Source organism: Amycolatopsis sp. NPDC051372, assembly GCF_040682095.1.
In the GTDB taxonomy this organism is placed as follows: Bacteria; Actinomycetota; Actinomycetes; order Mycobacteriales; family Pseudonocardiaceae; genus Amycolatopsis.
This window is the reverse complement of sequence record NZ_JBFBAF010000001.1, coordinates 49,811-73,583: the sequence shown is the minus strand read 5'-3', so window position 1 is coordinate 73,583 and position 23,773 is coordinate 49,811. Positions and strand designations below refer to the sequence as shown.

General features: G+C 70.7%; 21 protein-coding genes. 10 read left to right on the top strand and 11 right to left on the bottom strand.

The window, feature by feature from the left end:
* Window positions 1–113 precede the first annotated feature (113 nt).
* Window positions 114–1,178 (bottom strand): hypothetical protein, encoded by a 1,065-nt coding sequence (locus AB0M56_RS00305; RefSeq protein ID WP_364169161.1) that lies wholly within the window; start codon window positions 1,176–1,178, stop codon window positions 114–116.
* 332 nt (window positions 1,179–1,510) lie between these two features.
* Between AB0M56_RS00305 and AB0M56_RS00300 the strand changes: the two genes are divergently transcribed.
* From AB0M56_RS00300 to AB0M56_RS00290, 3 genes are read left to right on the top strand one after another with little or no spacing between them, the layout of a single operon-like run.
* The gene (locus AB0M56_RS00300) at window positions 1,511–2,722 is read left to right on the top strand and encodes an AI-2E family transporter (protein WP_364169159.1); all 1,212 of its coding nucleotides are present in this window, start codon (window positions 1,511–1,513) and stop codon (window positions 2,720–2,722) included.
* Window positions 2,719–3,906 (top strand): DUF5931 domain-containing protein, encoded by a 1,188-nt coding sequence (locus AB0M56_RS00295; protein ID WP_364169156.1) that lies wholly within the window; start codon window positions 2,719–2,721, stop codon window positions 3,904–3,906. The genes AB0M56_RS00300 and AB0M56_RS00295 overlap by 4 nt, the downstream gene beginning before the upstream one ends.
* Complete coding sequence (locus tag AB0M56_RS00290; protein ID WP_364169153.1) at window positions 3,903–4,553, top strand: response regulator transcription factor; 651 nt, start codon at window positions 3,903–3,905, stop codon at window positions 4,551–4,553. Before AB0M56_RS00295 ends, AB0M56_RS00290 begins: the two co-directional genes overlap by 4 nt.
* 3 nt (window positions 4,554–4,556) lie before the next feature.
* On the opposite strand, the gene AB0M56_RS00285 is transcribed toward AB0M56_RS00290, so the two are convergent.
* On the bottom strand, window positions 4,557–5,516 hold the full coding sequence (locus AB0M56_RS00285; protein WP_364169150.1) for a hypothetical protein: 960 nt from the start codon (window positions 5,514–5,516) through the stop codon (window positions 4,557–4,559).
* A 159-nt stretch (window positions 5,517–5,675) separates the two neighbouring features.
* Between AB0M56_RS00285 and AB0M56_RS00280 the strand changes: the two genes are divergently transcribed.
* Entirely contained in the window at window positions 5,676–6,329 is a 654-nt protein-coding gene (locus AB0M56_RS00280) for a DUF1707 domain-containing protein (protein ID WP_364169147.1), read from the top strand.
* A gap of 59 nt (window positions 6,330–6,388) precedes the next feature.
* Here AB0M56_RS00280 and ptsP read toward each other — a convergent pair whose 3' ends face one another.
* The 3 genes from ptsP to AB0M56_RS00265 form a co-directional block, all read right to left on the bottom strand.
* Window positions 6,389–8,026 (bottom strand): phosphoenolpyruvate--protein phosphotransferase, encoded by a 1,638-nt coding sequence (gene ptsP, locus AB0M56_RS00275; RefSeq protein WP_364169144.1) that lies wholly within the window; start codon window positions 8,024–8,026, stop codon window positions 6,389–6,391.
* A gap of 754 nt (window positions 8,027–8,780) precedes the next feature.
* Window positions 8,781–9,653: a ribokinase gene (locus AB0M56_RS00270; protein ID WP_364169141.1), complete on the bottom strand. Its 873-nt coding sequence runs from the start codon at window positions 9,651–9,653 to the stop codon at window positions 8,781–8,783.
* Window positions 9,654–9,914: 261 nt separating this feature from the next.
* Window positions 9,915–10,925: a hypothetical protein gene (locus tag AB0M56_RS00265; RefSeq protein ID WP_364169138.1), complete on the bottom strand. Its 1,011-nt coding sequence runs from the start codon at window positions 10,923–10,925 to the stop codon at window positions 9,915–9,917.
* A 98-nt stretch (window positions 10,926–11,023) separates the two neighbouring features.
* Between AB0M56_RS00265 and AB0M56_RS00260 the strand changes: the two genes are divergently transcribed.
* Both AB0M56_RS00260 and AB0M56_RS00255 read left to right on the top strand, forming a co-directional pair.
* A complete protein-coding gene (locus AB0M56_RS00260; RefSeq protein WP_364169136.1) occupies window positions 11,024–11,434 on the top strand; it encodes a hypothetical protein in 411 nt (136 codons plus the stop codon).
* Window positions 11,435–11,443: 9 nt separating this feature from the next.
* Window positions 11,444–12,181, top strand: coding sequence for a TetR/AcrR family transcriptional regulator (locus AB0M56_RS00255; RefSeq protein WP_364169133.1), 738 nt, complete (start codon window positions 11,444–11,446; stop codon window positions 12,179–12,181).
* Between the two features lie 10 nt (window positions 12,182–12,191).
* Here AB0M56_RS00255 and AB0M56_RS00250 read toward each other — a convergent pair whose 3' ends face one another.
* Window positions 12,192–12,929: an SDR family oxidoreductase gene (locus AB0M56_RS00250; RefSeq protein WP_364170688.1), complete on the bottom strand. Its 738-nt coding sequence runs from the start codon at window positions 12,927–12,929 to the stop codon at window positions 12,192–12,194.
* Window positions 12,930–13,098: 169 nt separating this feature from the next.
* On the opposite strand from AB0M56_RS00250, the gene AB0M56_RS00245 reads away from it, so the two are divergent.
* Together AB0M56_RS00245 and AB0M56_RS00240 are read left to right on the top strand one after the other, a co-directional pair.
* Window positions 13,099–13,974: an ATP-binding cassette domain-containing protein gene (locus tag AB0M56_RS00245; protein WP_364169130.1), complete on the top strand. Its 876-nt coding sequence runs from the start codon at window positions 13,099–13,101 to the stop codon at window positions 13,972–13,974.
* Complete coding sequence (locus tag AB0M56_RS00240; protein ID WP_364169128.1) at window positions 13,971–14,753, top strand: hypothetical protein; 783 nt, start codon at window positions 13,971–13,973, stop codon at window positions 14,751–14,753. The genes AB0M56_RS00245 and AB0M56_RS00240 overlap by 4 nt, the downstream gene beginning before the upstream one ends.
* Here AB0M56_RS00240 and AB0M56_RS00235 read toward each other — a convergent pair.
* The 3 genes from AB0M56_RS00235 to AB0M56_RS00225 all read right to left on the bottom strand — a co-directional run bounded on the left by AB0M56_RS00235 (window position 14,750) and on the right by AB0M56_RS00225 (window position 19,698).
* Window positions 14,750–15,373, bottom strand: a complete 624-nt coding sequence (locus tag AB0M56_RS00235) for a hypothetical protein (protein ID WP_364169126.1) — start codon at window positions 15,371–15,373, stop codon at window positions 14,750–14,752. The genes AB0M56_RS00240 and AB0M56_RS00235 overlap by 4 nt on opposite strands.
* 86 nt (window positions 15,374–15,459) lie before the next feature.
* Window positions 15,460–18,357: a leucine--tRNA ligase gene (leuS, locus tag AB0M56_RS00230; RefSeq protein ID WP_364169123.1), complete on the bottom strand. Its 2,898-nt coding sequence runs from the start codon at window positions 18,355–18,357 to the stop codon at window positions 15,460–15,462.
* A 162-nt stretch (window positions 18,358–18,519) separates the two neighbouring features.
* Window positions 18,520–19,698, bottom strand: coding sequence for an esterase-like activity of phytase family protein (locus AB0M56_RS00225; RefSeq protein ID WP_364169120.1), 1,179 nt, complete (start codon window positions 19,696–19,698; stop codon window positions 18,520–18,522).
* Window positions 19,699–19,763: 65 nt separating this feature from the next.
* Here AB0M56_RS00225 and AB0M56_RS00220 point away from each other — a divergent pair, with 65 nt between their 5' ends.
* Window positions 19,764–20,183: an SdpI family protein gene (locus tag AB0M56_RS00220; RefSeq protein WP_364169117.1), complete on the top strand. Its 420-nt coding sequence runs from the start codon at window positions 19,764–19,766 to the stop codon at window positions 20,181–20,183.
* On the opposite strand, the gene AB0M56_RS00215 is transcribed toward AB0M56_RS00220, so the two are convergent.
* Entirely contained in the window at window positions 20,180–20,761 is a 582-nt protein-coding gene (locus AB0M56_RS00215; RefSeq protein ID WP_285974395.1) for a YqgE/AlgH family protein, read from the bottom strand. The genes AB0M56_RS00220 and AB0M56_RS00215 overlap by 4 nt on opposite strands.
* A 193-nt stretch (window positions 20,762–20,954) precedes the next feature.
* Window positions 20,955–22,247 (bottom strand): class I SAM-dependent methyltransferase, encoded by a 1,293-nt coding sequence (locus AB0M56_RS00210; protein ID WP_364169114.1) that lies wholly within the window; start codon window positions 22,245–22,247, stop codon window positions 20,955–20,957.
* A 178-nt stretch (window positions 22,248–22,425) separates the two neighbouring features.
* On the opposite strand from AB0M56_RS00210, the gene AB0M56_RS00205 reads away from it, so the two are divergent.
* Entirely contained in the window at window positions 22,426–23,724 is a 1,299-nt protein-coding gene (locus AB0M56_RS00205; protein ID WP_364169112.1) for an MFS transporter, read from the top strand.
* The last annotated feature ends 49 nt before the right edge of the window (window positions 23,725–23,773 follow it).

The following is a 23,773-nucleotide window of genomic DNA, read 5'->3' as shown; positions in this document are numbered from 1 at the left end:
CGGAAAAGGGCGCATCGCGAGAAAACCCGCGGGGTTCAGTCGGTGACGCGAAGCAGGCACGACGAAGGTGCTCGAGCTTCAGGGCGCGTCAACGACCCCGCGGGTGAGGTGAATCAGTCAGGAGTGACGCCGGGCTGGTGGCCCGGGCTGAGCGGCGTGTGCCGCACACCGGCACGGGTCGAACCCGCCACGGCGTTGTCGACGGCAGCGGTGACCCAGGAGGGGACGCCGAAGTTGAGGCCGTCGAGGTGACCACCGGGGGCGGTGTTGTTGCCGCCGCCGGGGACAGTCGGGATGGAGGGGGGCGCCATCGGAAGCTGCGCCGGGGAGAACGGGGCGGGCTGGTTGCGGTGGTCGCCACGCGAAGACGTGTCGACACTCTCGCCTGCTGCCGCGAAGTCCTCGTGCGCGGAGCGGGAGAAGATCGCCCGCAGCGCGTCGGAGGTGGAAACCGCTGCGGCGCCGAGGTTCTGCGCCGTGTCACCGGTGGTGCCGGTGGCGGCCGAGACGGGAGCGGCCGGCTCGACGGGCGAGCCCGGGAGCTCGGGGAGGTTCACCAGCGACCCCGTGTGGCTCGGGTCGAGGAGGTCCCACACCTTGCGGCCGAAGTCCTGCGCCTCGGGCGACGGGGCCGTGGCCTCGTCGATCACGCGGCGGGTGTCCTCGGGCTTGCGGGCGATGTGCTCGATCGCGCCGAGCGTGCGCGACGCCGGGTGCAGCACTGCGTCTTCGCCGAGGTCGGTCACGGCGTCGCTGACGCGCCCCGACACCTCGTGGTCGGCCGTGGTGCGCACCTGGTCGCGGTGCGGCCCACCGATGTGGTCGCGCGGGTCGAGCGAGCAGATCGGCCGGTCGTGGCCCGGCTCGGACCACGTGGTGGCGTCCTGCTCGCACGCGGAGACGTTCTGCACGGCGCCCGCGGCGGCGCCGGCGACGCTGCCGGCGAACTGCGAGACGCCGCCCGTGACGTCGCCGAGATTGGCCACGGTCGCGTCGGTCACCGGGGTGACGCTCGCACCGACCTCACCGGCCTGGATGGTGTCGGCCGAGGCGGCGGAGGAGGAGACGGCCCACGCGGCGGCGGTCGCGGCGACCGCGCCACCGAGGACGAACAGCGCACGCGACGCGAGACGGCCGACGCGCTTGGCGTCCCGCCTCTCGTTCGCCGCGTTCGTCACTCGTGCTTCTCCTCGACTCGAAACGTCTGACTCGAAATGTTTTCGGGCTTTTCGCTTTCCGAGCGACACTGAATCGTCGGAATTGCGTTCCCCATCGCCGGGTGTGCGACCGAGAAAACCAGGAGCCACACCCGTCACGCATCCTTGACACGACTTGATGCCACCATCGTGTGAACAACACAGAGTGTGGCTTGATCTCACGTTCGGTGATCACCACTGGCGGAGCGGGGTTACTGCGCAGTCGGCTGTCAAGCGCCACTTCGGGCGAACCGGCGGACGCACCGCCGTGGTTGGGCCCGGAAATGTCGGGGTAGACCGATACGGTGGGCACCGTGAGCCAGCCACCACGCGGACGGCGCGAGCAACCGTTCCTCACCGAGCACAACGACATCACCGGCCTTGTCCCGCGCGGACTGCGGGTGGCCGCGGCCCTGGGCTGGCGGTTCATCGTCGTGATCGCCGCGCTGTACGCGGTGGTCTGGCTGATGGGGTACCTGGCGGCGGTGGTCATTCCAGTGTCCATCGCGCTGCTGCTCGCGGCGCTGCTCGCGCCCGCCGTGGAGAAGCTGGTGCGCGTCCGCTTCCCGCGCGGGTTGGCCACGGCCATCGTGCTGATCGCCGGCCTGGCGGTGCTGGGCGGGCTGCTGACGTTCGTCATCACACAGTTCTCCAGCGGTCTGCCGCAGCTGCAGCAACAGCTGAACAACAGCCTCAACCAGATCAAGGACTGGCTCACCAACGGCCCGATCCACCTGCGTCAGGAACAGATCCAGGACTTCCTGAGCAATGCGATCGGTTTCATCCAGAACAACCAGGCCTCGCTCACGAACACCGCGCTGACCACGGCGGGCACCGTCGGCGAGATCCTCACCGGCTTCGTGCTCACGCTGTTCGTCACGATCTTCTTCCTGGCCGGTGGCAACCAGATCTGGTCGTTCCTCGTGCGCGGAATCCCCGCGCGGGTGCGCAAGCGCGTGGACGTGGCCGGGCGCCGCGGTTTCGCGTCGCTCGTCAGCTACATCCGCGCGACGGCCGCGGTGGCCGTGGTCGACGCCGTGGGCATCGGCATCGGGCTGTGGATCGTCGGCGTGCCGCTGGTGATCCCGCTGGCGACGCTGGTGTTCCTCGGCGCGTTCATCCCCATCATCGGTGCCGTGATCGCCGGTAGCGTCGCGGTGCTGATCGCCTTGGTCACCAAGGGATTCATCGGCGCGATCATCGTGCTGGCGATTGTGATCGGCGTGATGCAGCTGGAAAGCCACGTGCTGCAGCCGCTGCTGCTCGGGCGCGCCGTGCGGCTGCACCCGCTGGCCGTGGTGCTCGCGATCGCCACCGGCCTCGTCGCCGCGGGCATCGCCGGCGCGCTGCTGGCCGTGCCGCTGCTGGCCGTGCTCAACGCGGGCATCCGGTCGCTGCTCCACGAACACAATCCCGATCCCGAAGCCGTCGACGTGCTCCACGACCAAGCGGCGCAACCCAACGACGCCGAACCGGGCTCCGACGACGCCGAAGTGCCGACTCGGGGCGACGACGAGGAGAAGTGAGCACGCCGGCCACCCGCGACCCGGCGACGCCGCTGTGGCGTGGGGTCGTGCTGCTGCGCGTGGTCACGTGGGCGTTCGCGCTCGGCGTGGTGATCGCGCACCGCGGTGAGTTCCAGCGCGCGTGGCTGGCGTGGGCCGTCGTCGGCGCGATGGGCGGATGGACGCTGGTGTCGGGCGTCGCGTACCTGCGCGAAGGCGGCCGCCGACGGTGGCTGGTGGTGCTCGACGTCGTGCTGACGACCGGGCTGATGTTGTTGTCGCCCTTCATCTTGTCGCCGACGCAGTACGCCGAGGCCGCGCCGCTGATCACCACGGTGTGGGCCGCCGTGGGACCGATCGCGGCGGCGACGCGCTTCGGCGCCGGCGGCGGGGTGCTGGCGGGACTTGTGGTCGCCGTCGGCACCGGCGTCGCGCGCGAACGCCTGGACCTCGACGTCTTCCGCGACGGCGTGCTGCTGTGCGCGAGCAGCGTGCTGATCGGCATGGCGGCCACCACCGCGCGGCGTTCGGCGGAGGCGCTCGCGCTGGCGTTGCGCACGGAAGCCGCGACGGCCGAACGCGAACGGCTCGCACGCTCGATCCACGACAGCGTGCTGCAGGTGCTCGCGCGCGTGCGTCGGCGTGGCATGGAGGTCGGCGGCGAGGCGGCAGACCTGGCGCGGCTGGCCGGTGAGCAGGAGATCGCGTTGCGCGCCTTGGTGACCACCGAACCGTCGTGGGCGGTGGCGAGCAACGGAACCGCGGACCTGCGTTCGGCGTTGCAGTTGCTGGCCACGCCGTCGGTCCAGGTCGCGACGCCCGCGGGGACCGTGGACCTGCCGGCGCACGTGACTTCGGAACTGGTGGCCGTCACGCGCGAAGCACTGTCCAATGTGGAGAAGCACGCGGGACCGGGCGCCTGCGCGTGGGTGCTGCTGGAGGACCTGGGCGGCGAGGTCGTGGTGAGCATCCGCGACGACGGCCCGGGCATTCCCGAAGGCCGGCTGGCGCGTGCGGAGGCCGACGGGCACCTGGGTGTGGTGGAGTCCATCAGAGGCCGGGTGCGCGATCTCGGCGGCACCGCGGCCCTGGACAGCGCTCCGGGCCGCGGCACGGAATGGGAGGTGCGTGTGCCGAACACGCCGGTGCCGAACAAGACCGGGCGAAAGGTAACCGTGCCGAACAAAACGAGGGGCGGACGATGACGATTTCCGTGATGGTGGTCGACGACCACCCCATCTGGCGCGACGGTGTCGCCCGCGACCTGGGCGAAAACGGCTTCGACGTCCGCGCCACGGCGCCCGACGCCCCCGCCGCCGTACGCATCGCCCGCACGGTCCGCCCGGACGTCGTCCTGATGGACCTCAATCTCGACGGCACCTCCGGCGTCGACGCGACGCGCGAGATCACGACGGAACTACCGGACACGCGGGTGCTGGTGCTGTCGGCTTCCGGAGAGCACTCCGACGTGCTGGAGGCGGTGAAGGCGGGTGCCTCCGGCTATCTGGTGAAGTCGGCGTCCGCGGCGGAGCTGGTGGACGCCGTTCGCCGCACGGCCGAGGGCGATCCCGTCTTCACGGCGGGTTTGGCTGGGCTCGTGCTGGGTGAGTACCGGCGGATGGCCGACGCGCCTTCCTCCGCCGAGCCGGCGCCGCCGCGGTTGACCGAACGCGAGACGGACGTGTTGCGGCTGGTCGCGAAGGGGCTGACCGCGCGCCAGATCGCGGAGCGGCTGGTCCTGTCGCACCGGACGGTGGAGAACCACGTGCAGTCGACGCTGCGGAAGCTGCAGCTGCACAACCGCGTGGAGCTGGCGCGGTACGCGATCGAACACGGCCTCGACGAGGACTGATCGCTACGAAGCGCTGACCGCGGCCGTCTGCAGAGCGCCGGTCAGCTTGGCTTTCCCGAGCCGCCACGCGGGTTCGCCCGGGTGCCAGGCCGCGACGACCCCGTCGTCGAGCACGAGGTCGCCGTCGTCGGTCCAGTCCAGCGACGAGTGCTTGAGGTTCTCGGTGGAGAACGGCATCGACGGTGACTGCTGCCAGGTCAGGTCCGTGAGGTCGAGCAGCCACACGTCGCGGGTCTGGAGGTCGGAGCTGTGCCACGCGGGCGAGCCGAAGTCGACGGCGGCGTAGGTGCCGTCCCGGCTCGGGACGACCAGGGGATTGTTCTGGACCACCGGCGGCTGGACCTTCTCGCGGCTCCCGTCGCGCAGGTCGACGACCGTCAGGTCCGTGAGGCCGCCGAGGACCAGCCGGTCGCCGATCGCGGCGAGGATGCTCGGGGCCTGCTGCACGGTGCGGCCGGTGTCGGGGTCGATGAGGACGTCGACGGTTTCGGCGGTGCCGTTGTTCACGGTGATCAGCAGGCCGCGGGAGGTCTCCTCCCGCAGGATCGTGGTGCAGCTCGCCGTGTTGCCGCCGCCCAGCTCCGAGCCGGCGAGCGACACGTGCTCGAGCCGGCAGCTGTCCGGGGCGTCCTGGCGGATGACCCACACGCTCTTCGCGTCGGCACCCGGCGCGAGGCTCACTGCCTGGCCGAGCGGCGTGGCCACGCCCGCGTAGGCGTAGACGTCGAACGGCTGGCAGGTCTGCTGGCACCGGGGCGAGGTGAGGATCACCGGGGTGCGGCCGACGCGCTGCATCCAGACCAGCCGATCACCACCCGGCACGCCGGGAACGGTGCCCTTCGCGCCGGTGTCGGCGTCGAACAGGGTCGGTGGTGACGTGGCGAGCAGCAGCTGCACGTCGATCCCGCCGGTGGCGACCGACCCGGTGAGCCCGCTCGGTGGTGGCCCGCTCGGCCGGGGCATCGTCGTGGGGTTGGGGCTCGGAGCAGGGGTGGGGATCCCGCCCGTACACGCGGCCAGGAGGAAGCTCGTCGCAACGAGGGCGACGCCGGCGCGAAATACGGGTCTGTTCAGGGTTTTTCCCCGATCTGACGAGGGAAATACGGTTCTACCATCGTATGCATGGCCGAGGAAGAGACGACCGGCGCGGAGACCGCGACCGAGACGAAGCCGTTGACCGCACGCGACATCCGGGTGTCGGACGACGAGCGCGAACACGTCGTCGCCGTGCTGCAGAAGGCGATCGGGCTGGGGATGCTCAACCTCGACGAGTTCACGGAGCGCACCGACAAGGCGCTGGCGTCGCGCACGCGCGGCGAGCTGAACGCCGTGCTCACGGATCTGCCCGGCCTCCTGCACCCGGGGGCGGCGCCGAGTTACCCGGCTTACCAGCCGCCGACCAGCACGTATGCACCCGGTCAGCGGCTCGAGCTCAACGCCAAGTACTCGTCGCTGCAGCGCGGCGGCCCCTGGCTGGTGCCGCCGGCGATGGTCGTGCGCAACAAGTACGGCAGCACGAAGCTGGACTTCACCGAGGCCCAGGTGTCGACGCCGGTCGTCGAGATCGAGCTGGACTCCAAGTGGGGTTCGGTCGAGATCATCATCCCGCCGCAGGCCGCGGTGGACTACAACGCGATCACCGAGATCAAGTTCGGTTCGCTCGACGACAAGACCGGCAGCAACGGCCGCGCCGGCAACCCGCGCTACGTCATCACGGGCCGCATCCACGGAGGCTCGCTGGTCATCCGCAACCCTCGGCGGGGCTTATTCGGCTGACCGGCGATGCGGTGCCGGGCCCGGTTTTTCATCCGTCGGCCGGGTCCGGCTCCGTCTTTTCAGTTCGCCGCCGCGCGCGCCGCGCCCGGATCGGCGCTGGCCAGCGCGTTCGTTGCTTTCGCTTCCGCCTCGGCCAGCGTGACCGTGGCCAGCGAAGCGCCGACGGCCCGCACCGCCGCCGCGTTCATCGACAAGCTCGTGAGGCCCAGGCCCGCGAGCACCACGGCGAGCCGCGGGTCGGCCGCCGCTTCGCCGCAGACGCCGGCGGGCTTGCCCGTCGCCTTCGCCGCGTCGCCGATCAGCTTGAGCAGCCGCAGCAACGCGGGCTGCCACGGGTCGTTCAGCTTCGCGACGGCGCCGAGCTGACGGTCGGCCGCGAACGTGTACTGGGCCAGGTCGTTGGTGCCGACGGACACGAAGTCGACGACGTCCAGGATCTCCCGCGCGGACAACGCCGCCGCCGGGATCTCGATCATCACGCCCGCGCGCTCGATGCCCGCCGCGCGCACGCGTTCGGCGAACCACGCGGCTTCCTCGGCCGTCGCGACCATCGGGGCCATCACGGAGACCAGCGCGCCTGAATCCTGGGCCGCGCCCGCGATGGCCTCGAGCTGGCGGTCGAGCACCTCGGGCCGGTCGAACGCCACGCGCAGGCCGCGCACGCCCAGCGCCGGGTTGGGCTCGTCGTCGGGGTTGAGGAAGGCAAGCGGCTTGTCGGCACCCGCGTCGAGCGTCCGCACGATCACCGGCTTGCCGCGGAACGGCGCCAGCACCGCCGCGTACGCCTTGCGCTGCTCGTCGACGGACGGCTCCGCCGGGGCGTCGAGGAAGCTGAACTCGGTGCGGAACAGGCCAACGCCCTCCGCTCCCGCGTCCGCGGCCGCCTGCGCGTCGGCCGGCGAGCCGACGTTGCCGTAGACCTTGACCACGTGCCCGTCCGCGGTGGCGCCGGTGCCGTTCCACTCCGCGGGCCCCTGCGCGACGGCCGTGATGATCGGGTCGGCCGGGTCGGCGCTTTGGACGAGGCCCGTGTCGCCATCGACAGTCAGTGCCTTCGGGTCGAGCTCCAGGATTCCCCTCACAGCCACCACCGCCGGAATCCCCAGCGCGCGAGCGAGGATCGCCGTGTGACTCGTCGGGCCGCCCTCTTCGGTGACCAGCGCGAGCACCTTCGCCGGATCCAGCCCCGCCGTATCCGCCGGCGCCAGGTCCCTCGCCACGAGCACGCTGGGCGCCGCCAACTCCGGCACTCCCGGCGGCGCGACACCGAGCAACTCGGCCACCAGCCGGTCGCGCACATCGCGGACGTCGCGCACCCGCTCCGCCATGTACCCACCCGCTGCGGCCAACGCCTCGGCAAACCCCTCGGCCGCCTGGTACACCGCGCGCGCCGCGGGCAAGTTCTGCTCCGTCACCAGCTTCTTGGCCTGCGCGGCCAACGCCGGGTCGCCCGCCATGGCCGCCGTGGTGATCAGGATCGTGGCGGCCTCGCCGGTCGCCACCTCCGCCTGCGCCTCCAGCCGCTTCGCGACGACCTCCGCCGCCGGCTCGATCCGCGCCGCTTCCACCTGCGCATCCCCGGGCGCCGGCGTACTCGCCGGCTCGCCCATGGGCTCCGCCACCCGCACGACAGGCCCCCTCGCCCGCCCCGGACTCACCGCAACCCCGCTCAGCCCCGCTGCCGCGCTCTCAGACATGGTCTAGACCATATCCCAGATGCGCGCGGACGGCTCGCGGTGTCGGCCACACCACCCGGCTCTCCTGGCTGTGTTGCACCCGCGCCACCTCCTGACTCGCCCCGATCCCGTGTGACGCTCGCTCTTCCCCGCCCCGGTACACAACCCCCGCCCTCTCCGGGGGGCTGCCCCGATCCCATTTTACCGAGGTCAGGGGCCTGAAAACGGGTGGTGACGAATCTGTGGACAACTCGGGGTCGGCGGGGTCAGCTGTGGACAACCCGGGATGGGGCTGGGGATGGGGATGCGGACGCAGCGGCTGGGACGCAGCGGCTGGGACGCAGCGGCAGGGCCGCAGGGGGTGAGCCGGGAAACGGAACGGTGGGGTCGCTGGGCGGCCAGGTCAGCAGTAGTGGGATGCGCGCCAAAGGAGGCACGCAGACAGAAGGCCAGTTCAGGTCCGCACGCTCGCACGGACCTCGGCGCACGTCGTCAAGATTCGGGTCAATCCGCGGCAGCCGCGGAGCACCGCCATGACCACGGAGCCGTAACTACCGAACAGAGCAGCTCGACGACTACAGGGCCCGCTGAGCGAGGTGACCGCACAACCGAGGATCAAAACCGCCTTCCACCGGGCCGAAACACGACAGCCACCGGCGAGAGTCCGTGCAACCGCCTCACACGCCGCACAGTCAAAAAGGCGAAAGACCCACCGGCGCGAGTCAGCCCAGCTTCGCAGCCATCGAGCAGAAGAGAAGCCGACGACAGCGCAGACTCAGGCCATTTCGGCGGCCGTCGGGTACGAGGGCTGCGCGCCATGTCGGGTGACGCTCACCGCGGCGACGGCGGCCGCGCGGTGAGCCGCGTCCACGAGCGAAACGCCAGAAGCCAGAGAAGCCGCCAGAGCGCCGGCGAAAGCGTCCCCGGCCCCGGTGGTGTCGACGGCCGCCACGGCGGGCGAGGAGACCGCGGTAAGGCCAGAGGAGGTGACGACCACGGCACCACGCGAACCGAGCGTCACGACGGCCGCGCGCGGGCCCAGTTCGAGCAGCTTGCGCGGATCAGCGCCGGGGGAACCGAGGAGATACGCGGCCTCGTGTTCGTTGACCAGCAACACATCCACCGCGGCCAAGGTCGAAGCCGACAGCCGGGCGGCCGGGGAGAGGTTCAGCAGCACCGTCGCTCCAGCGGCAGAAGCGCGGGCGACGGCGTGCTCCACCGTCGGCAGAGGGACTTCCAGCGAAAGAACCACCACAGCAGCGCCGGCAAGAGCCTCGGAGGTGATGTCGGCGGGCGTCAGAGCCGAATTCGCACCAGGCGAGACCAGGATCGAGTTCTCGCCATCGGGCGTGACGGTGATGTACGCGATGCCGGTCGGGCGATCGACGACAAGCAGAAAAGCCGTCGAGACGCCCGCGCCGGTCAGGGAATCGCGCAGAAGAGCGCCGTAAGGGTCCGAACCCACGGCGCCCAGCAGAGCCACATCCGCACCCAGCCGGCCCGCCGCGACGGCCGTGTTCGCGCCCTTGCCGCCGGGGGACAGGACGGTGTCGCCGCCCAGGACGGTTTCGCCGCCGGCCGGGCGGCGGTCGACGGGGACGACGAGGTCGGCGTTGGCGGAACCCACCACCAGCACGGCTGCACACATGGTCGACACCTTGCCACGGGTGCGCTCGGGCGCAGGTCACCCACCGTCCGTGCGCAAAAGTGAAGGTTTTTGTAACTTATCCGGCGCCCAGTGCGACAATCAGGCGAGCAGCGGCTGCCCGTCACTCGATCGGGGGATCCATGTCCCCCAGGCGTCACTTCTGACACGGGTTCCGCTCTTGTGGAGCGTCACTGTCCTTGAGCCAGTGGCGTTGCCCCGACCGGAAGCGCACCGGAGAGGGCATCGGGTCGTCGGCGCCGATCACGTAGCCCCCCGAGTGATCGGCGTCGGCGGCGCCCCGAGCAGCGCGGCCACGGTCCGCGCGGCCGGCATCGAAACACCCGAAGCCAGTACGAAGTCACCGCCGTCGCGCGAGGTCACGCGCACGACGCCGCCCGCCTCGGCCGTCACGGCGGAAATCTCGTCGCGCCGCACCACGACCCCGTTGTCGTACCGAGGAATCCACGTGACGCCGAAGCCGTCCACGGTGAACACGCCCCGTGTGCCGCGGTGCCGGGTCCAGACCAGTGCGGCGACGCACAGCGCGACCGCGATCAGCCCGGGCACCGTGACCGGCAGCCACGTCCGCACGATGAGCACGGCCGCGAGCAACGCCACCGTGCCCCCGATCGCCGCCTGACGCGCGCCCGAAGCCTTGCTCGCGCGCACCGTCACGCTCTCGCCGGCAGCCGGCGCGCGCTTCACCGAGGCCCACCGCACCACCGTCGTCGCCGCACGTTGCAGGCCGAACCCGCCGCGCCGCACCTCCAGGGACGGCCACCGCACCAGCCCCGGCCGCACCGTCTCGACGGCGGCAGCCAGCCGGTGGGCCTCGCCGGGTTCGAACAGCGTCGACAGGACGAAGCCGTGGGGACCACGGCGGCCGAACCGGCCGGCCAGGCGATCCTCGGCAGAAGGAGCCAGGTACACCTCGACCCGCTTGTGCTTCTCGACCAGCACGACCGCGCTGACGTCGTCCCACGGCAGCACGAGCCGCGCGTCGCGAACGGGGAACCGCAGGCCGCGCGAAGCGACCTCGACACTCAGCCGCTCCTTTCGCATGCCGCGCCGCCCGACGGGGATGCAGCCCAACAGCACGAACCCCACCAGTGCGATCACGGACCCGGCGTACAGACCGGCGCGGCTCGCCGTCATGAGCACGCCGCCGAAGCCCGCGATGAGGAGCCCGGGAACCAGCAGCAGCAACGTCGCCAGCCGCACCTGGTCCGGCGGGACGGGTGCGGGGTAGGTGACCGTGGTGATTTCGTCCATCTCGGACGAAGTGTGACAGAACGCGCCCGGGATTTCCCTACCTCGTTCGGCGGACGACCGGGTGTTTTCGCAGCTCAACGACCCCTAGCGTCGAACGCATGAAGATCTCGGACTGGAAACGAGTGGTCTACGCCCTGCTCGCCCTGCCCGCCTGTTTCGGCGGCAGGCGCGCCCGGCAGCTGCTCGCGGAGCGACTCTTGAACGTCCCGCCGCGCGAAGGTACCCCTCGCTACCTGGCCGCGGCCGGGGTGAGCGTGGTGGCCATCCCGTTTTCGCTGCTCATCGGGTTCCTGGTGTGGCGGATCGCGACTTACGGCCTGTTCTGGGACCCCTCGACGGCCGGCGAATCGTGGGGCGGGCCGTCGCTCATCGGGGCCTGGCTCGTGCACTTCTGGTGCGCCCAAGGCATGGTCGTGGTGGCCATGTGGGTGCTGCGTCCGCTCACCGATCTGCAGGCCCGGCTGCTCTCCGGCCGCGTTGTTACGGGAACAACGGTGCCGACCACCTAGAATATCCGGATGAGCAGCCCCACGCGAAGGGGCCGCGCGCGAGCGGCTACCGAGCAGGACATCCGCCGGACCGCCCGGAGACTGCTGGTCGAACAGGGTCCGGACGCCGTGACGCTCCGGGCGATCGCCCGGGAGCTGGGCATCACCGCGCCGGCCCTGTACCGCTACTACGAATCGCGCGACGACCTGGTGGAGAAGCTGCGCCTCGACGTGATCGCCGACCTCGCCGCCGAGCTCGCCGACGACATCGCCGTGCTCCCCGACGACGGCATGGCGCAGCTCTTCGCCATCTGCAAGGGCTTCCGCCGGTGGGCGCTCACGCACACCAAGGAGTTCACACTGGTGTTCGCGTCGCCCACGGGCGGCGTCGGCACCACGGCGGGCAGTGCGCTGCACCGCCTCGACGAGCCGTTCGGCCGCATCTTCCTCGCCGCGGCCGGCCAGGTCCTCGCCACACACGACCTGGTCATGCCGCCGAACGACGTCGTCCCGCCCGAGCTGCGCGACGACCTCACCGCGTTCCAGAGCGAGCTGCTCGCCGTGCTCGGCGAGGCGGGCCGCGCGATCGCGCCCGAGAAGCTGGACCTCGGGCTCACGTACCTGATGATCCAGTTCTGGGCGCGCCTCTACGGCCACGTGACGCTCGAGGTGTTCGGCAACTACCCGATCCCGGTGTCGAAGCCGGACATCCTCTTCGAGGCCATCCTCACGGATCTGGCTCGTGACGTGGGGCTCTACTCGGGCTAGCCAAATACAGCTAGGCCGCGTGCCCGCCGTCGACCGACAGCGTCGCGGCGGTGATGTACGCGCTCGCCGGGCCGGCGAGATACGCCACTGCGTCGGCCACCTCACCGGCCGACCCGTAACGCCCGACGGCGGTCAAGGACCTCTGGTCGTCGGCGAACGGACCGTCGGCCGGGTTCATGTCGGTATCGGTCGGCCCCGGGTGCACGAGGTTCACGGTGACACCCCGCGGCGCGAGCTCCCGCGCGAGCGCCTTGGTCAACCCGACCATCGCCGACTTGCTCATCGCGTACAGCACCATGCCCGGCCCGGGCGCGCGATCGGTGACGCAGCTGCCGATGGTGACCACGCGCCCGCCGTCGCCGAGGTGCTCGGCCGCCGCCTGCGTCGCCAGGAACGCGCCACGCACGTTGACCGCCAGCACCCGGTCCACGTCCGCCAGCGCGGTCTCCGCGACGGGCGCGACGAACCCGACGCCCGCGTTGTTGACCAGCGCGTCCAACCGCCCGAACTCCGCAACCGTCGTCGCCACGGCAGCCCGCACGGCCTCGGCGTCCGCGCTGTCCGCCGCGATCGCGATCCCCCGACGGCCGAGCGCTTTGATCTTATCGACGACGTCCGCCGCCAGCCTGGCCCCGCTGACGTAGGTGAGGGCTACGTCCGCGCCTTCCTCGGCCAGCCGCACCGCCGTCGCCGCGCCGATGCCCCGGCTGCCGCCGGTCACGAGCGCCACCTTGCCGTCGAGCTTCATCCCCAGATCTCCTTCGTGGAAGCCGGTTTTCCTCATGGCTGCATCGAATCGCCGGGGGTGCGGCGGTGCTGGCGCGTTTCGGCCCTGGCACTCGAAGGTTCGGTTTCGCGCACGGCCGGACACGGGTTGTGACAAACTCAGCTTCGGATCTTGAAGGGGAGGGCCGGGGTTGCTGCACGTCCAGGGGCTGGTGAAGGACTACGACGGCCGCCGCGTGGTGGAGAACGTGTCGTTCTCGCTGCAGCCGGGCACGGTCACCGCGTTCCTGGGCCCGAACGGCGCCGGGAAGTCGACGACGCTGCGCATGATCTGCGGCCTGACCCGCCCCACGGCGGGCACGGCGACGATCGCCGGGCGGCGGTTCGCGGAGTGGCCCAACCCGGGACACGTCGCGGGCGTGCTGCTCGACGCGGCCGCCGTGCATCCCGGCCGCACGGGCCGCCATCACCTCGTGAACGGCGCCAAGCTCATGCGCCTGCCCGGCTCGCGCGCCGACCAGGTGCTCGCGCAGGTCGGGCTCAGCGACGCGGCGAACCGGCGAATCGGCAAGTACAGCCTCGGCATGCGCCAGCGCCTCGGGCTCGCGCACGCGCTGCTCGCCGACCCGCCCGTGCTGATCCTCGACGAGCCCATCAACGGCCTCGACCCCGAAGGAATCCGCTCCACACGGCAGCTTCTGCGCGGCTACGCCCAGCGCGGCGGCACCGTGCTGCTCTCGAGCCACGTGCTGTCCGAAGTGGACCAGACGGCCGACCGCATCGTGATGATCGGCCACGGCCGCGTCGTCGCCGACGGACCGCTCGCGAGCTTCGCCGGCCCCGCGCGGACGGTCGTGCGCACCAACGACGTGCCCAAACTCGGCACGGCCCTGCAGAGCGCAGGCCTCGACGTCCGCCAGACCGGCCCCGACGCCCTTTCCGTCGCCGCCCCGACGGAGCGCGTCTCGGAGATCGCGTTCGCCGCGCAGGTACGGGTGCTCGGGCTGGCCGAGGAACAGCAGAACCTGGAAGAGCTCTTCTTCCGCCTGACCGGAGGTCCGCGATGATCCCGATGCAGACGCCTGTGCAGCAACAGCCGGCGTGGGCGACCGGTGCTGCGAAGCGCGCTTCGTTCGGCACTGTGGTGGGTGTCGAGCTGCGGAAGTTCACCGCCACCCCGGCCGACAAGATCCTTCTGGTCGCCGGGCCGATCGCGTTGGTGCTGCTGTCGATCCTGTTCATGGTCGACCCGTTCAACCCGGTGACCATGCGCAAACAGCTCGGCACCGTGGTGACCACGGTGCGCCTCGCGGCGATCCTCGTGGACGTCGCGCTGGTCAAGCTCATCGCGAGCGAATGGCACTACCGCAGCGCGCAGCCGACCCTGCTCGTCCAGCCTTCACGGCTTCGGTACGCGCTCGCTCAGGGCACAATCGCCTTGTTCGCGTGGGTGCTGATCGCCGGGCTGCACATCCTCATGACCTACACCTACTTCGCCGGAGTGCTCGACGACCACGACGCCGCGAACCTGCTCGCGATCCGGACCGGCGCCACGATCGGCGTGTGCTTGCTCGGGTCGTTCCTGATGACCCTGCTGGCGGTCTCGATCGCCTGGCTGATCCCGAACACCGCGGGTGCCATCGCCACCTACTGCTTGGTCTCGATCCTCTTCCTGATCGTGCAGGCCAACCAGGACTTCGCGGGCTGGGTCGACCCGATCGAGCCCGCGCGGCAGCTGGGCGGGCTCTCCGTGCACGGGCCGATCGCGCTGGCGACCTCGCTGGTCCTCTGGCTCGGCGTCACCGCGCTGGGAATCTTCCGCGCCGCGCGGCGGGAAGCGGCCTAGCGCGCGAGCGAGCCGCCGCCCGGGTCCACCACGGTGAGGTAGTCGCTCACGACCTTCCGGACAGTGGGGCAGAACTGGTCGGCCCTCGCGCGCCGGGCAGTGATGGAATCGTCCGAGCTCTGGCGGTACTGGTAACCGAGATCCAGGGTGAAGGGCAGCGGAGAGCCGGTGTTCACCGTGATCTGGCAGCCGTTGGAGCTGACCGTGGTCACCGCGTAGTAGCGGTCCAGCACCAGCTCACGGCGGAAGTGGTCGACGATGCCGGATTCGCCCATCCACGCCTCGACCCACGGGGTGTCGTGGCCTTCCTCCTGCTTCGGCTGCTGCAGCACGAGGAAGCCGTTGTCGGAAATCGGCACGACACAGCTGTGGGTCGACGGGTCGTTGACCGGCGGATCAGTGGCGGCGAAGGTCTTCACCAGGTCGGGGTGCTGCGCGAACTGGTCGCACGTGCCGGGGAACAGGTTGGGCCGAGTGGCGATCAGAGGCAACGTGTCGTAGGCGATCGAGTCGGTGGGTAGCGCCGGCGCCGGATTGCCCGGGGCAGGAGCTGACGCGACGGCGCACCCCGCGAGGGTCAGCAACAGCAGCGGCAGAACGGTGATCGATCGACTACGCACGGCGAGCACGTTACCGGCCCGGGCACGAGACCCGGGCCGGAACGCGCGAATTCACCAGCGCCGATTCACCGGCTCACCGCGCCGATTCACAGCACGATGTTGACCAACCGCCCCGGCACCACGATCACCTTGCGCGGCGTCTTGTCGCCCACCAGCGCGGCCACCTTCTCGTCCGCCAGAGCCGCGGCCTGCACGGCCTCCGAAGCGGCATCCGCCGGCACCGTGACGCGCGCCCGGACCTTGCCGTTGACCTGGATCGGGTACTCCACCGAGTCCTCGACCAGGTACTGCTCGTCGACGACCGGGAAGGGGCCGTGGACCAGGGAGTCGACGTGGCCCATGCGGTGCCACAGCTCCTCGGCGACGTGCGGCGCCAGCGGAGCCAGCAGCAGCACCAGCGGCTCCGCCACCTCGCGCGGGGTGCCGGCAGCCGAGCCGTACACCTTCGTCAGGTGGTTGTTCAGCTCGATCAGCTTCGCGCCCGCGGTGTTGAAGCGCATCTCCGCGTAGTCCTCGCGGACGCCGGCGATGGTGCGGTGCAGCAGCTTGCGGTCGGCCTCCGACGGGTCGTCGGCGGTCACGCGCAGCTCACCGGTCTGCTCGTCGATCAGCAGGCGCCACAGGCGCTGCAGGAAGCGGTGCGCGCCGACGACGTCCTTGGTCGCCCAGGGACGGGACATGTCCAGCGGGCCCATGGACATCTCGTACAGCCGGAAGGTGTCGGCGCCGTAGGTGTCCGACATCTCGTCGGGCGTCACGGCGTTCTTCAGGCTCTTGCCCATCTTCCCGTACTCCTGGGTGACCTCCTCGTCACCCAGGAAGAACTTGCCGTCGCGCTCCACAACCTCTTCGGCCGGCACGTGCACGCCGCGCTTGTCCTTGTAGGCGTACGCCTCGATGTAGCCCTGGTTGAACAGGCGCCGGTACGGCTCCTTCGACGACACGTGGCCCAGGTCGAACAGCACCTTGTGCCAGAAGCGCGAGTACAGCAGGTGCAGCACCGCATGCTCGACCCCGCCGACGTACAGGTCGACGCCGCCAGGGTCGTCCACGCCGTGCTCGGCCGGGCGCGGGCCCATCCAGTAGGCCTCGTTCTCCGGCGCGCAGAACACGTCGGGGCTGTCCGGGTCGACGTAGCGCAGCTGGTACCAGCACGAACCCGCCCACTGCGGCATCACGTTGGTGTCGCGGCGGTACTTCTTCGGCCCGTCGCCCAGGTCCAGTGTGACCTCGACCCACTCGGTCGCACGCGACAGCGGCGGCGACGGCTCGGAGTCGGCGTCGTCCGGGTCGAAGGTCTTCGGCGAGTAGTCGTCGACCTCCGGCAGCACCACGGGCAGCTGGTCCTCTGGCAGCGCGATCGGCATCCCGGTCTCGTCGTAGACGATGGGGAACGGCTCGCCCCAGTAGCGCTGGCGGGCGAACAGCCAGTCGCGCAGCTTGTACTGCACGGTGCCCTCGCCGGCGCCCTGCTCCTCCAGCCACGCGATGATCGTCTTCTTCGCGTCGGCGACACCCATGCCGTCCAGCGAGACGGTGTCGTTGGCCGAGTTGATCGCCGCGCCCTCGCCGGTGAACGCCTCACCGTCGAAGCCCTCGCCCGGGTCCACCGTGCGGACGATCTCCAGCTCGAACTTCTTGGCGAAATCCCAGTCGCGCTGGTCCTGCGCCGGCACGGCCATGATCGCGCCGGTGCCGTAGCCCATCAGCACGTAGTCGCCGATGAAGACCGGGATGTCCTTGCCGTTGACCGGGTTCACGGCATACGCGCCGGTGAAGACGCCGGTCTTCTCCTTGTTCTCCTGACGGTCCAGATCGGACTTGCGCGACGTCGCCAGCCGGTACTCCGCGACGGCGTCGGCCGGCGACTTCGCGCCGCCGGTCCACACCTGCGGGTGCTCGCCGGGCCACTCGGCCGGCGTCAGCTTGTCGACCAGCGGGTGCTCGGGCGCCAGCACCATGTAGGTGGCGCCGAACAGCGTGTCGGGCCGCGTGGTGAAGACCTCGATCTTCTCGCCCCCGGAAGCGCCGGCGGCGAACGCCACTCGCGCACCCTGCGAACGCCCGACCCAGTTGCGCTGCATGGACTTGACCTTTTCGGGCCAGTCCAGCAGGTCCAGGTCGTCGACCAGCCTGTCCGAGTACGCGGTGATCCGCATCATCCACTGGCGCAGGTTCTTGCGGAACACGGGGAAGTTGCCCCGGTCGCTGCGCCCGTCGGCGGTCACCTCTTCGTTGGCGACGACCGTGCCCAGGCCGGGCGCCCAGTTCACCGGCGCCTCGGAGATGTAGACCAGGCGGTGGTCGTCGATGACCTTGCGGCGCTCGACGTCGCTCAGCTCGCTCCACGCGCGCCCGTCGGGCGTCGGGCGCTCACCGGACGCGTACGCCTTCTCCAGGTGCTCGATCGGGCGCGCTTTGCCGGCCTGCTCGTCGTAGTAGGAGTTGAAGATCTGCAGGAAGATCCACTGGGTCCACTTGTAGTAGTCCGGGTCGATCGTCTCGATCGACCGGCGCTCGTCGTGGCCCAGGCCCAGGCGCTTCAGCTGGCTGCGCATCGTGGCGATGTTCGCCTCGGTGGTCGTGCGCGGGTGCGTGCCGGTCTGCACCGCGTACTGCTCGGCCGGCAGGCCGAACGCGTCGTACCCCAGCGTGTGCAGCACGTTGCGGCCGATCATGCGGTGGTAGCGCGCGTAGACGTCCGTGCCGATGTAGCCCAGCGGGTGCCCGACGTGCAGGCCCGAGCCGGACGGGTACGGGAACATGTCCTGCACGAACAGCTTGTCCGACGGCACCGGCTCGCCCTCGACCGCCAGCGCGCCCGTCGGGTTCGGCGCGTGGTAGGTGCCGTGGTCGGACCAGTAGTCCTGCCAGCGGCGCTCGATCTGCCCCGCGAGCTCCGCGGTGTAGCGGTGCGGCGGGGTGTTCTCGGCGCCGGGAGCGCCGTCACCCGTGGTCGGGGTGGGCGCCGTGGACTCTGTCATCGCCGTCTTCCTCCGTGATCGGACCACTCCAGAAACAACTCGACCCCTCAAGCCCGAAGGCATGAGGGGTCGCCGCGCCGGCCGGGCCAAGGGTTGGCCGAGTCAGCGCGGCAGGCCAAGGAGCAGCCGAGCCGTGTTCATGAGCTCATTTTAACGTGGTGGTCAAAGCTGTTCCGACGGGACTGCCAAAGCGATGACCTGCGTCACCTGGCTCGCGGAGAAGTTGTTGTCGCTCACGAAGACCAGGCTGCGCTCACCGTTCGGCAGCGCCGGGCCCCAGGCCATGCCTTCGACGTTGTCCACCGCGGAAACGTAGTCCGACAAGTCCGCGATCAGCTTCTTCTTCACCGGCTTCACGCCCTTCGCGCCGGCGAGCGATTTCACGTTCAGCACAGTGGTCGCGCCGGATGTGTCGATCTCGTACACCCGCACCTTGTTACCCACACCGGTGACGAACGAGCGCTCCATCATGAGGAACTTCGTCGGGTCAAGCTGGTTCACGGCGAGCATCGAGGACACGCCGGTGTCGGCGAACGCGTCGGCCGGCACCGGGGTCGCGAACAGCTTCTCCTGCGGGTACGCGTACTGCGCGAGCACCTGGCCCGTCCGCGCCTGCAGGGTGACTCGCGAAAGCGCGCCGGACGTCGGGGTCGGCGGCTGGCCGTCCTGCAGCAGCGGCGCCTCGACCTCGCTGGCCAGCAGCGCGCCGAAGCCGGTGTACGCGAGGCCTTCGAGCACGTAGTTGCGGCGCGGGCCGGCGTCGGCGGTCATCTTCTCGTCTGCCGGCAACGGCAGGTCACGCACGTAACGGCCGTCCCGGGTCGCCTCTCGGATGGAGGGCTGGATGAACGAGTCCGCCAGCCGGTCGCCTTCCTGCGACCAGGTGTACCCGCCGGTCCACGGGTCCACGCGCAGCTCTTCGGGGTCGATCGTCTGCTCGTTCTGCGGCGCAGTCGGGTCGTTCTGCGCGAGCGGCGGGTACGGCGTGCCGTCGGGACGCAGCAGCGGCTTCGTACCGGTGAACGTCACCGGGCCGAGGTGGTGGGCGTCGAGGGAGAACTTCGCCGTGTAGAAGCGGGCGGGGTTGATCGCGGAGCGGTCGTCGCAGATGAAGGCGTAACCGCCGGTGCGCGGGTCGAAGTCGATCGACGAGAGGCCGCCGACGGTGGTGCCCTGGAACTGGAGGGCGTTGGGCACGATCTGTTCGCCGATGAGCCGAACGGGGCGGGCGTGACTCTCCGAAAGAACCTCAGCGCTCGCGGCCGGAGCGGCGAGCAGGGAAAGGGGCAGTGCCCCGATCAAGGCAGCGGTGAGCACGCGGCGTCGCTGGGACGAAGACATGGCGTGTAGCACAACGGACGAGGGTATCCACCACGTTGCCGGGAGGTCACGCTTATCCTCAAGGGGTGTTCGCTATCGCGCTCGTCCCGATCGTGCTGGGTCTCGTCGTCGGCTGGGGTGGCTTCCTCGGCTTCCGCGAACGGCTGACCCGCGAAAGCGGTACTGGTGTCCGCACGGCGGCTTCGCTGCGCAGTGACGCCGCCTTCAAGCTGGCCAACCGCGTGGCGAGCGTCCCGACGCTCGCCGGCGGCGCTGTCGGCGTGATCGCCGGGCTGGCGGGCATCGCCACGGGCACCACGGCCGGGATCATCGCCGCGGCTTTCGTCGGTGTGCTGGGCCTGCTGGTGCTGGTCGTGGGTGGCGGGGTGCTCGGCGCCCGCGCCGCGTTGACCGTGCCCGCCCCGGCTCCGGCCGCCCCCGCGGGCTGCAGCGGCTGCGCGTGCGGCTCGGGTGGCTGCGGCGTGTTCCAGAAGGCCGACAGCTAGTTCCGCTGCAGGTCACCCGGGTGGGTGGCCAGCAACGCGATCGGCACGCCCTGGCGGCGCAGCACCTGGCCCCAGAGGTCACGGTTGGGCGAGGCCAGGATGTCGCTCGGCAGCGCGGGCACGATGACCCAGTCGTCGCGCTCGATCTCGCCCGCCAGCTGCCCGGAGTCCCAGCCCGCGTAGCCGGCGAAGACGCGTACGCCACGCACCTTCGGCACGAGCGCTTCCGGATCCGTGTCGAGGTCCACGAGCGCCACCGGCCCGCGCACCGCGATCACGCCGGGCACGCTCGCCGCCGTCTCGCCCGTGCGCAGCGCGGCTAGGCACAGAGCCGTTTTCTTCTCCACGGGACCGCCGACGAACACCGACTGCGGCTCCGCCACGTGCCCGCCCCAGTTGGGGAGCACGTCGTGCACGGGGACGTCGCTCGGGCGGTTCAGGACTACGCCCAGCGTGCCCTCGTCGCGGTGGTCGATGACGAACACCACGGTCCGCTTGAAGTTCGGGTCGAACATCGTGGGTGCGGCGACCAGGAGCGTTCCCGGTTCAACCTCGGCGTCCGCTGGCACGCCGCCAATCCTCCCACTTCCCGCCCCGAGAATTTCGTCGGCACGGGAACACCAACCACTGTGCCCCGTTGGGAACAGTAGGCCGGCGCACTCCGTGTCCCCCGGGCTCACTGAAGAACAGCCTTTGTGGAATACCAGTTCGGCTGGAGCCACACTGCGCCAAGCCGCCGAGAGGCGACCAAGTGCGCCGGCCCCCAACCCCTCAGCCGTGCCACGTCCGCGGCCGCAGCGGCAGGCCCGACGTACCTCCGTCCGGAGTCCGCACCGCCAGGACCTGGTTCACACCGATGTGGTTGCTCTCGAACGCGAGCGCCGAAGCCGCCATGTACAGCTGCCAGACGCGGGCGCGGCCGGCTCCGACGAGCCCCGCGGCCCGGTCCCAGTCGGCTTCCAGGTTGGCGACCCAGCGGCGCAGGGTCAGCGCGTAGTGCTCGCGCAGCGCTTCGACATCACGCACCTCGAACCCGGCGCGCTCCAGCTGCGTCACGGTCGTGCCGACCGGGGCGAGCTCGCCGTCGGGGAAGACGTAGGCGTCGATGAACCCGTCGAGCTGGTACTCGGATTCTTCCTCGCGCGGCCGGCGGCCGATCTGGTGGTTGAGCAGCTTGCCGCCCGGACGAAGCAAGGCGTATAGGTCGCGGGCGTACTCCAGGTAGCTCTCGGCGCCGACGTGCTCGGCCATGCCGATGGAGGAGATCGCGTCGTAGGGGCCGTCGGAGACGTCGCGGTAGTCCTGCACGCGGATCTCCACGCGGTCGGTCAGCCCCGCCTCCGCCACGCGCTTGCGGGCGTACGTCGCCTGCTCCTCCGAGAGCGTGACGCCGACGACGCGCACGCCGTGCTCGCGCGCCGCGTGCAGCGCCATCGAGCCCCAGCCGCAGCCGACGTCGAGCAGGCGCTGGCCCTCGCGCAGGCCGAGCTTCCGGCAGACGAGCTCGAGCTTGTCTCGCTGGGCCGTCTCCAGGGTGCTGCTTTCGGACCAGTACGCGCACGAATAGACCATCGACGGGCCGAGGACGAGCTCGTAGAAGTCGTTGCCCACGTCGTAGTGGTGGCTGATCGCCCGCTTGTCGCTGCGCCGGGTGTGCCGGTGGCGAGGCCGGCGCACCTCCTCGGGCGGCCTCGGGGGCGGCAACGGCGGTCCGGCGAGCTTCAGCAGCTCGCCGATGGCGCCCCGCACATCCGGGTCCCGCAGGGCGCTGAGGACGCTGCCGCCCTCCACCTCGTCGCGCTCCCAGATCAGCCCCGAAATGGCCCCGAGCGCGGTGTAGAGGTCCCCTTCGAGGCCGAGGTCGCCGGATACCCAGGCGCGGCCCAGGCCCAGCTCGCCCGGCTTGAACAGCAGGCGACGGAGGGCCCGGCGGTTGCGCACCACGAGCACGGGCGCGCCCTCCGGACCGGCCTGGGAACCGTCCCACGCTCGGATCTGCAGCGGGAGCTCAGCTCCGAGCAGCTTCTCAGCGGCACCCACCAGCCGCGACGCGGCGCCGGTCATGGCCACACCCCTCTCCCGTAGACGACAATCGGACGTCTGCCCTCTACGTAAAACGCTTTCACACCCTTTCGCAGTCCCCCATAGGCGTCACAGCTCAGTAAAATACCGCCGGTTCACTGGGCGAAGTGCGCTCATTAGGACCTTCTGGGCCGTTCACCCCGTAGCTACGCTGGCCCCCGTGACGATCAGCGCGACAACGGAGCGGATCGGGCCGAAGCTCCTGGTCCGTGATCGCGAGTTCCGCAGGCTGCTCTACACCCGGTTCGCCGCGCAGTGGGGCGACGGCGTGTACCGGGCGGGCCTCGCGGGCGCCGTGCTGTTCAACCCCGAGCGCGCCGCCGACCCGCTGGCCATCGCCGAGGGCTTCGCGGTGCTGCTGCTGCCGTACTCCGTGGTGGGACCGTTCGCGGGCGCGCTGCTCGACCGGTGGGACCGCCGGCGCGTGCTCGTGTTCGCGAACCTGTTGCGAGTGGTCGCCATCCTCGCGTCGGCCGCCGCCGTGGGCACGGGCCTCGGCGGACCGGGGCTGTTCTCGCTCGCGCTGCTGGCCGAAGGCTTGTCGCGCTTCATCGGCTCGGGTCTGTCGGCTTCGCTCCCGCACGTGGTCCCGGCGTCGAGCGTCGTGTCCGCCAACGCCTTCGCGACCACGCTCGGGTCGGCGCTGGCCGTGGTCGGCGGCGGGTGCGCCATCCTGCTGCGCGCGGTCTTCGGCGCGGACAACCTCGGCTCGGCCGAGACGACGGCGTTCGCCGCGCTGGGCGCGCTCGTCTCGGCGCTGATCGCCCGGCGGTTCACGCGCGGGGTGCTCGGGCCGACGGTCGTCGACGAGCCGCCGAACCCGTTCCTCGCCGTCGCCCGCGGTCTCGCGGACGGCGCCCGCCACGCCTGGCGCGCGCCGAGCGTGACGGCCGGGTTCATCGCGCTGTTCGCCCACCGCGCGGCCTACGGCATCTCGCTGCTGGTCACCGTGCTGCTGATGCGCAACTACTTCACCGACAGCGGGGTCTTCCGCGCCGGCCTGCCCGGCCTCGGGCAGATGGCCGCGCTCGCCGGCGCGGGCATCCTCGTGGCCGGACTGCTCACCGCGCGGCTGGTCCGCGGCTTCGGCCGGCTGCGCGCGATCCTCGGCGCGCTGCTGGTGGCCGCCGTCGCCCAGTCGGCACTAGGGCTGCCGATGGTGCTGCCGCTGGCGTTGCTGGCGTCGTTCCTCATCACCGGCGCGGGTCAGGTGCTCAAACTGTGTGTCGATTCATCGATCCAGCTCGACGTCGCCGACGAGGCTCGCGGCCGCGTGTTCGCCCTGTACGACACGCTGTTCAACATCACCCAGGTGGCCGCGGTGGCGATCGGCGCGGTGTTCATCCCGGACAACGGGTACTCGCCGGGCCTGATGATCACGGCCACGATCTGCTATTTCCTCGGCGCCGCCGGTTACCTCGTGGCGCGCCGCCGCGCGGTGCCGGACCGGCCGAACTGATTCGCTGCCGCAAACCGTTGGACCGAACGGGGTCAGTGATCGTCGCATT

What these genes read in the sequence shown, in the direction of transcription:
- AB0M56_RS00240 (WP_364169128.1), top strand. Translation starts at nt 13,971, where the DNA reads ATGATCCCGATGCAGACGCCTGTGCAGCAACAGCCGGCGTGGGCGACC.
- AB0M56_RS00280 (WP_364169147.1), top strand. Translation starts at nt 5,676, where the DNA reads ATGGCCGAGGAAGAGACGACCGGCGCGGAGACCGCGACCGAGACGAAG.
- ptsP (WP_364169144.1), bottom strand. Translation starts at nt 8,026, where the DNA reads ATGTCTGAGAGCGCGGCAGCGGGGCTGAGCGGGGTTGCGGTGAGTCCG.
- leuS (WP_364169123.1), bottom strand. Translation starts at nt 18,357, where the DNA reads ATGACAGAGTCCACGGCGCCCACCCCGACCACGGGTGACGGCGCTCCC.
- AB0M56_RS00210 (WP_364169114.1), bottom strand. Translation starts at nt 22,247, where the DNA reads ATGACCGGCGCCGCGTCGCGGCTGGTGGGTGCCGCTGAGAAGCTGCTC.
- AB0M56_RS00260 (WP_364169136.1), top strand. Translation starts at nt 11,024, where the DNA reads ATGAAGATCTCGGACTGGAAACGAGTGGTCTACGCCCTGCTCGCCCTG.
- AB0M56_RS00270 (WP_364169141.1), bottom strand. Translation starts at nt 9,653, where the DNA reads ATGTGTGCAGCCGTGCTGGTGGTGGGTTCCGCCAACGCCGACCTCGTC.
- AB0M56_RS00225 (WP_364169120.1), bottom strand. Translation starts at nt 19,698, where the DNA reads ATGTCTTCGTCCCAGCGACGCCGCGTGCTCACCGCTGCCTTGATCGGG.
- AB0M56_RS00250 (WP_364170688.1), bottom strand. Translation starts at nt 12,929, where the DNA reads ATGAAGCTCGACGGCAAGGTGGCGCTCGTGACCGGCGGCAGCCGGGGC.
- AB0M56_RS00265 (WP_364169138.1), bottom strand. Translation starts at nt 10,925, where the DNA reads ATGGACGAAATCACCACGGTCACCTACCCCGCACCCGTCCCGCCGGAC.
- AB0M56_RS00255 (WP_364169133.1), top strand. Translation starts at nt 11,444, where the DNA reads ATGAGCAGCCCCACGCGAAGGGGCCGCGCGCGAGCGGCTACCGAGCAG.
- AB0M56_RS00290 (WP_364169153.1), top strand. Translation starts at nt 3,903, where the DNA reads ATGACGATTTCCGTGATGGTGGTCGACGACCACCCCATCTGGCGCGAC.
- AB0M56_RS00285 (WP_364169150.1), bottom strand. Translation starts at nt 5,516, where the DNA reads ATGCCCCGGCCGAGCGGGCCACCACCGAGCGGGCTCACCGGGTCGGTC.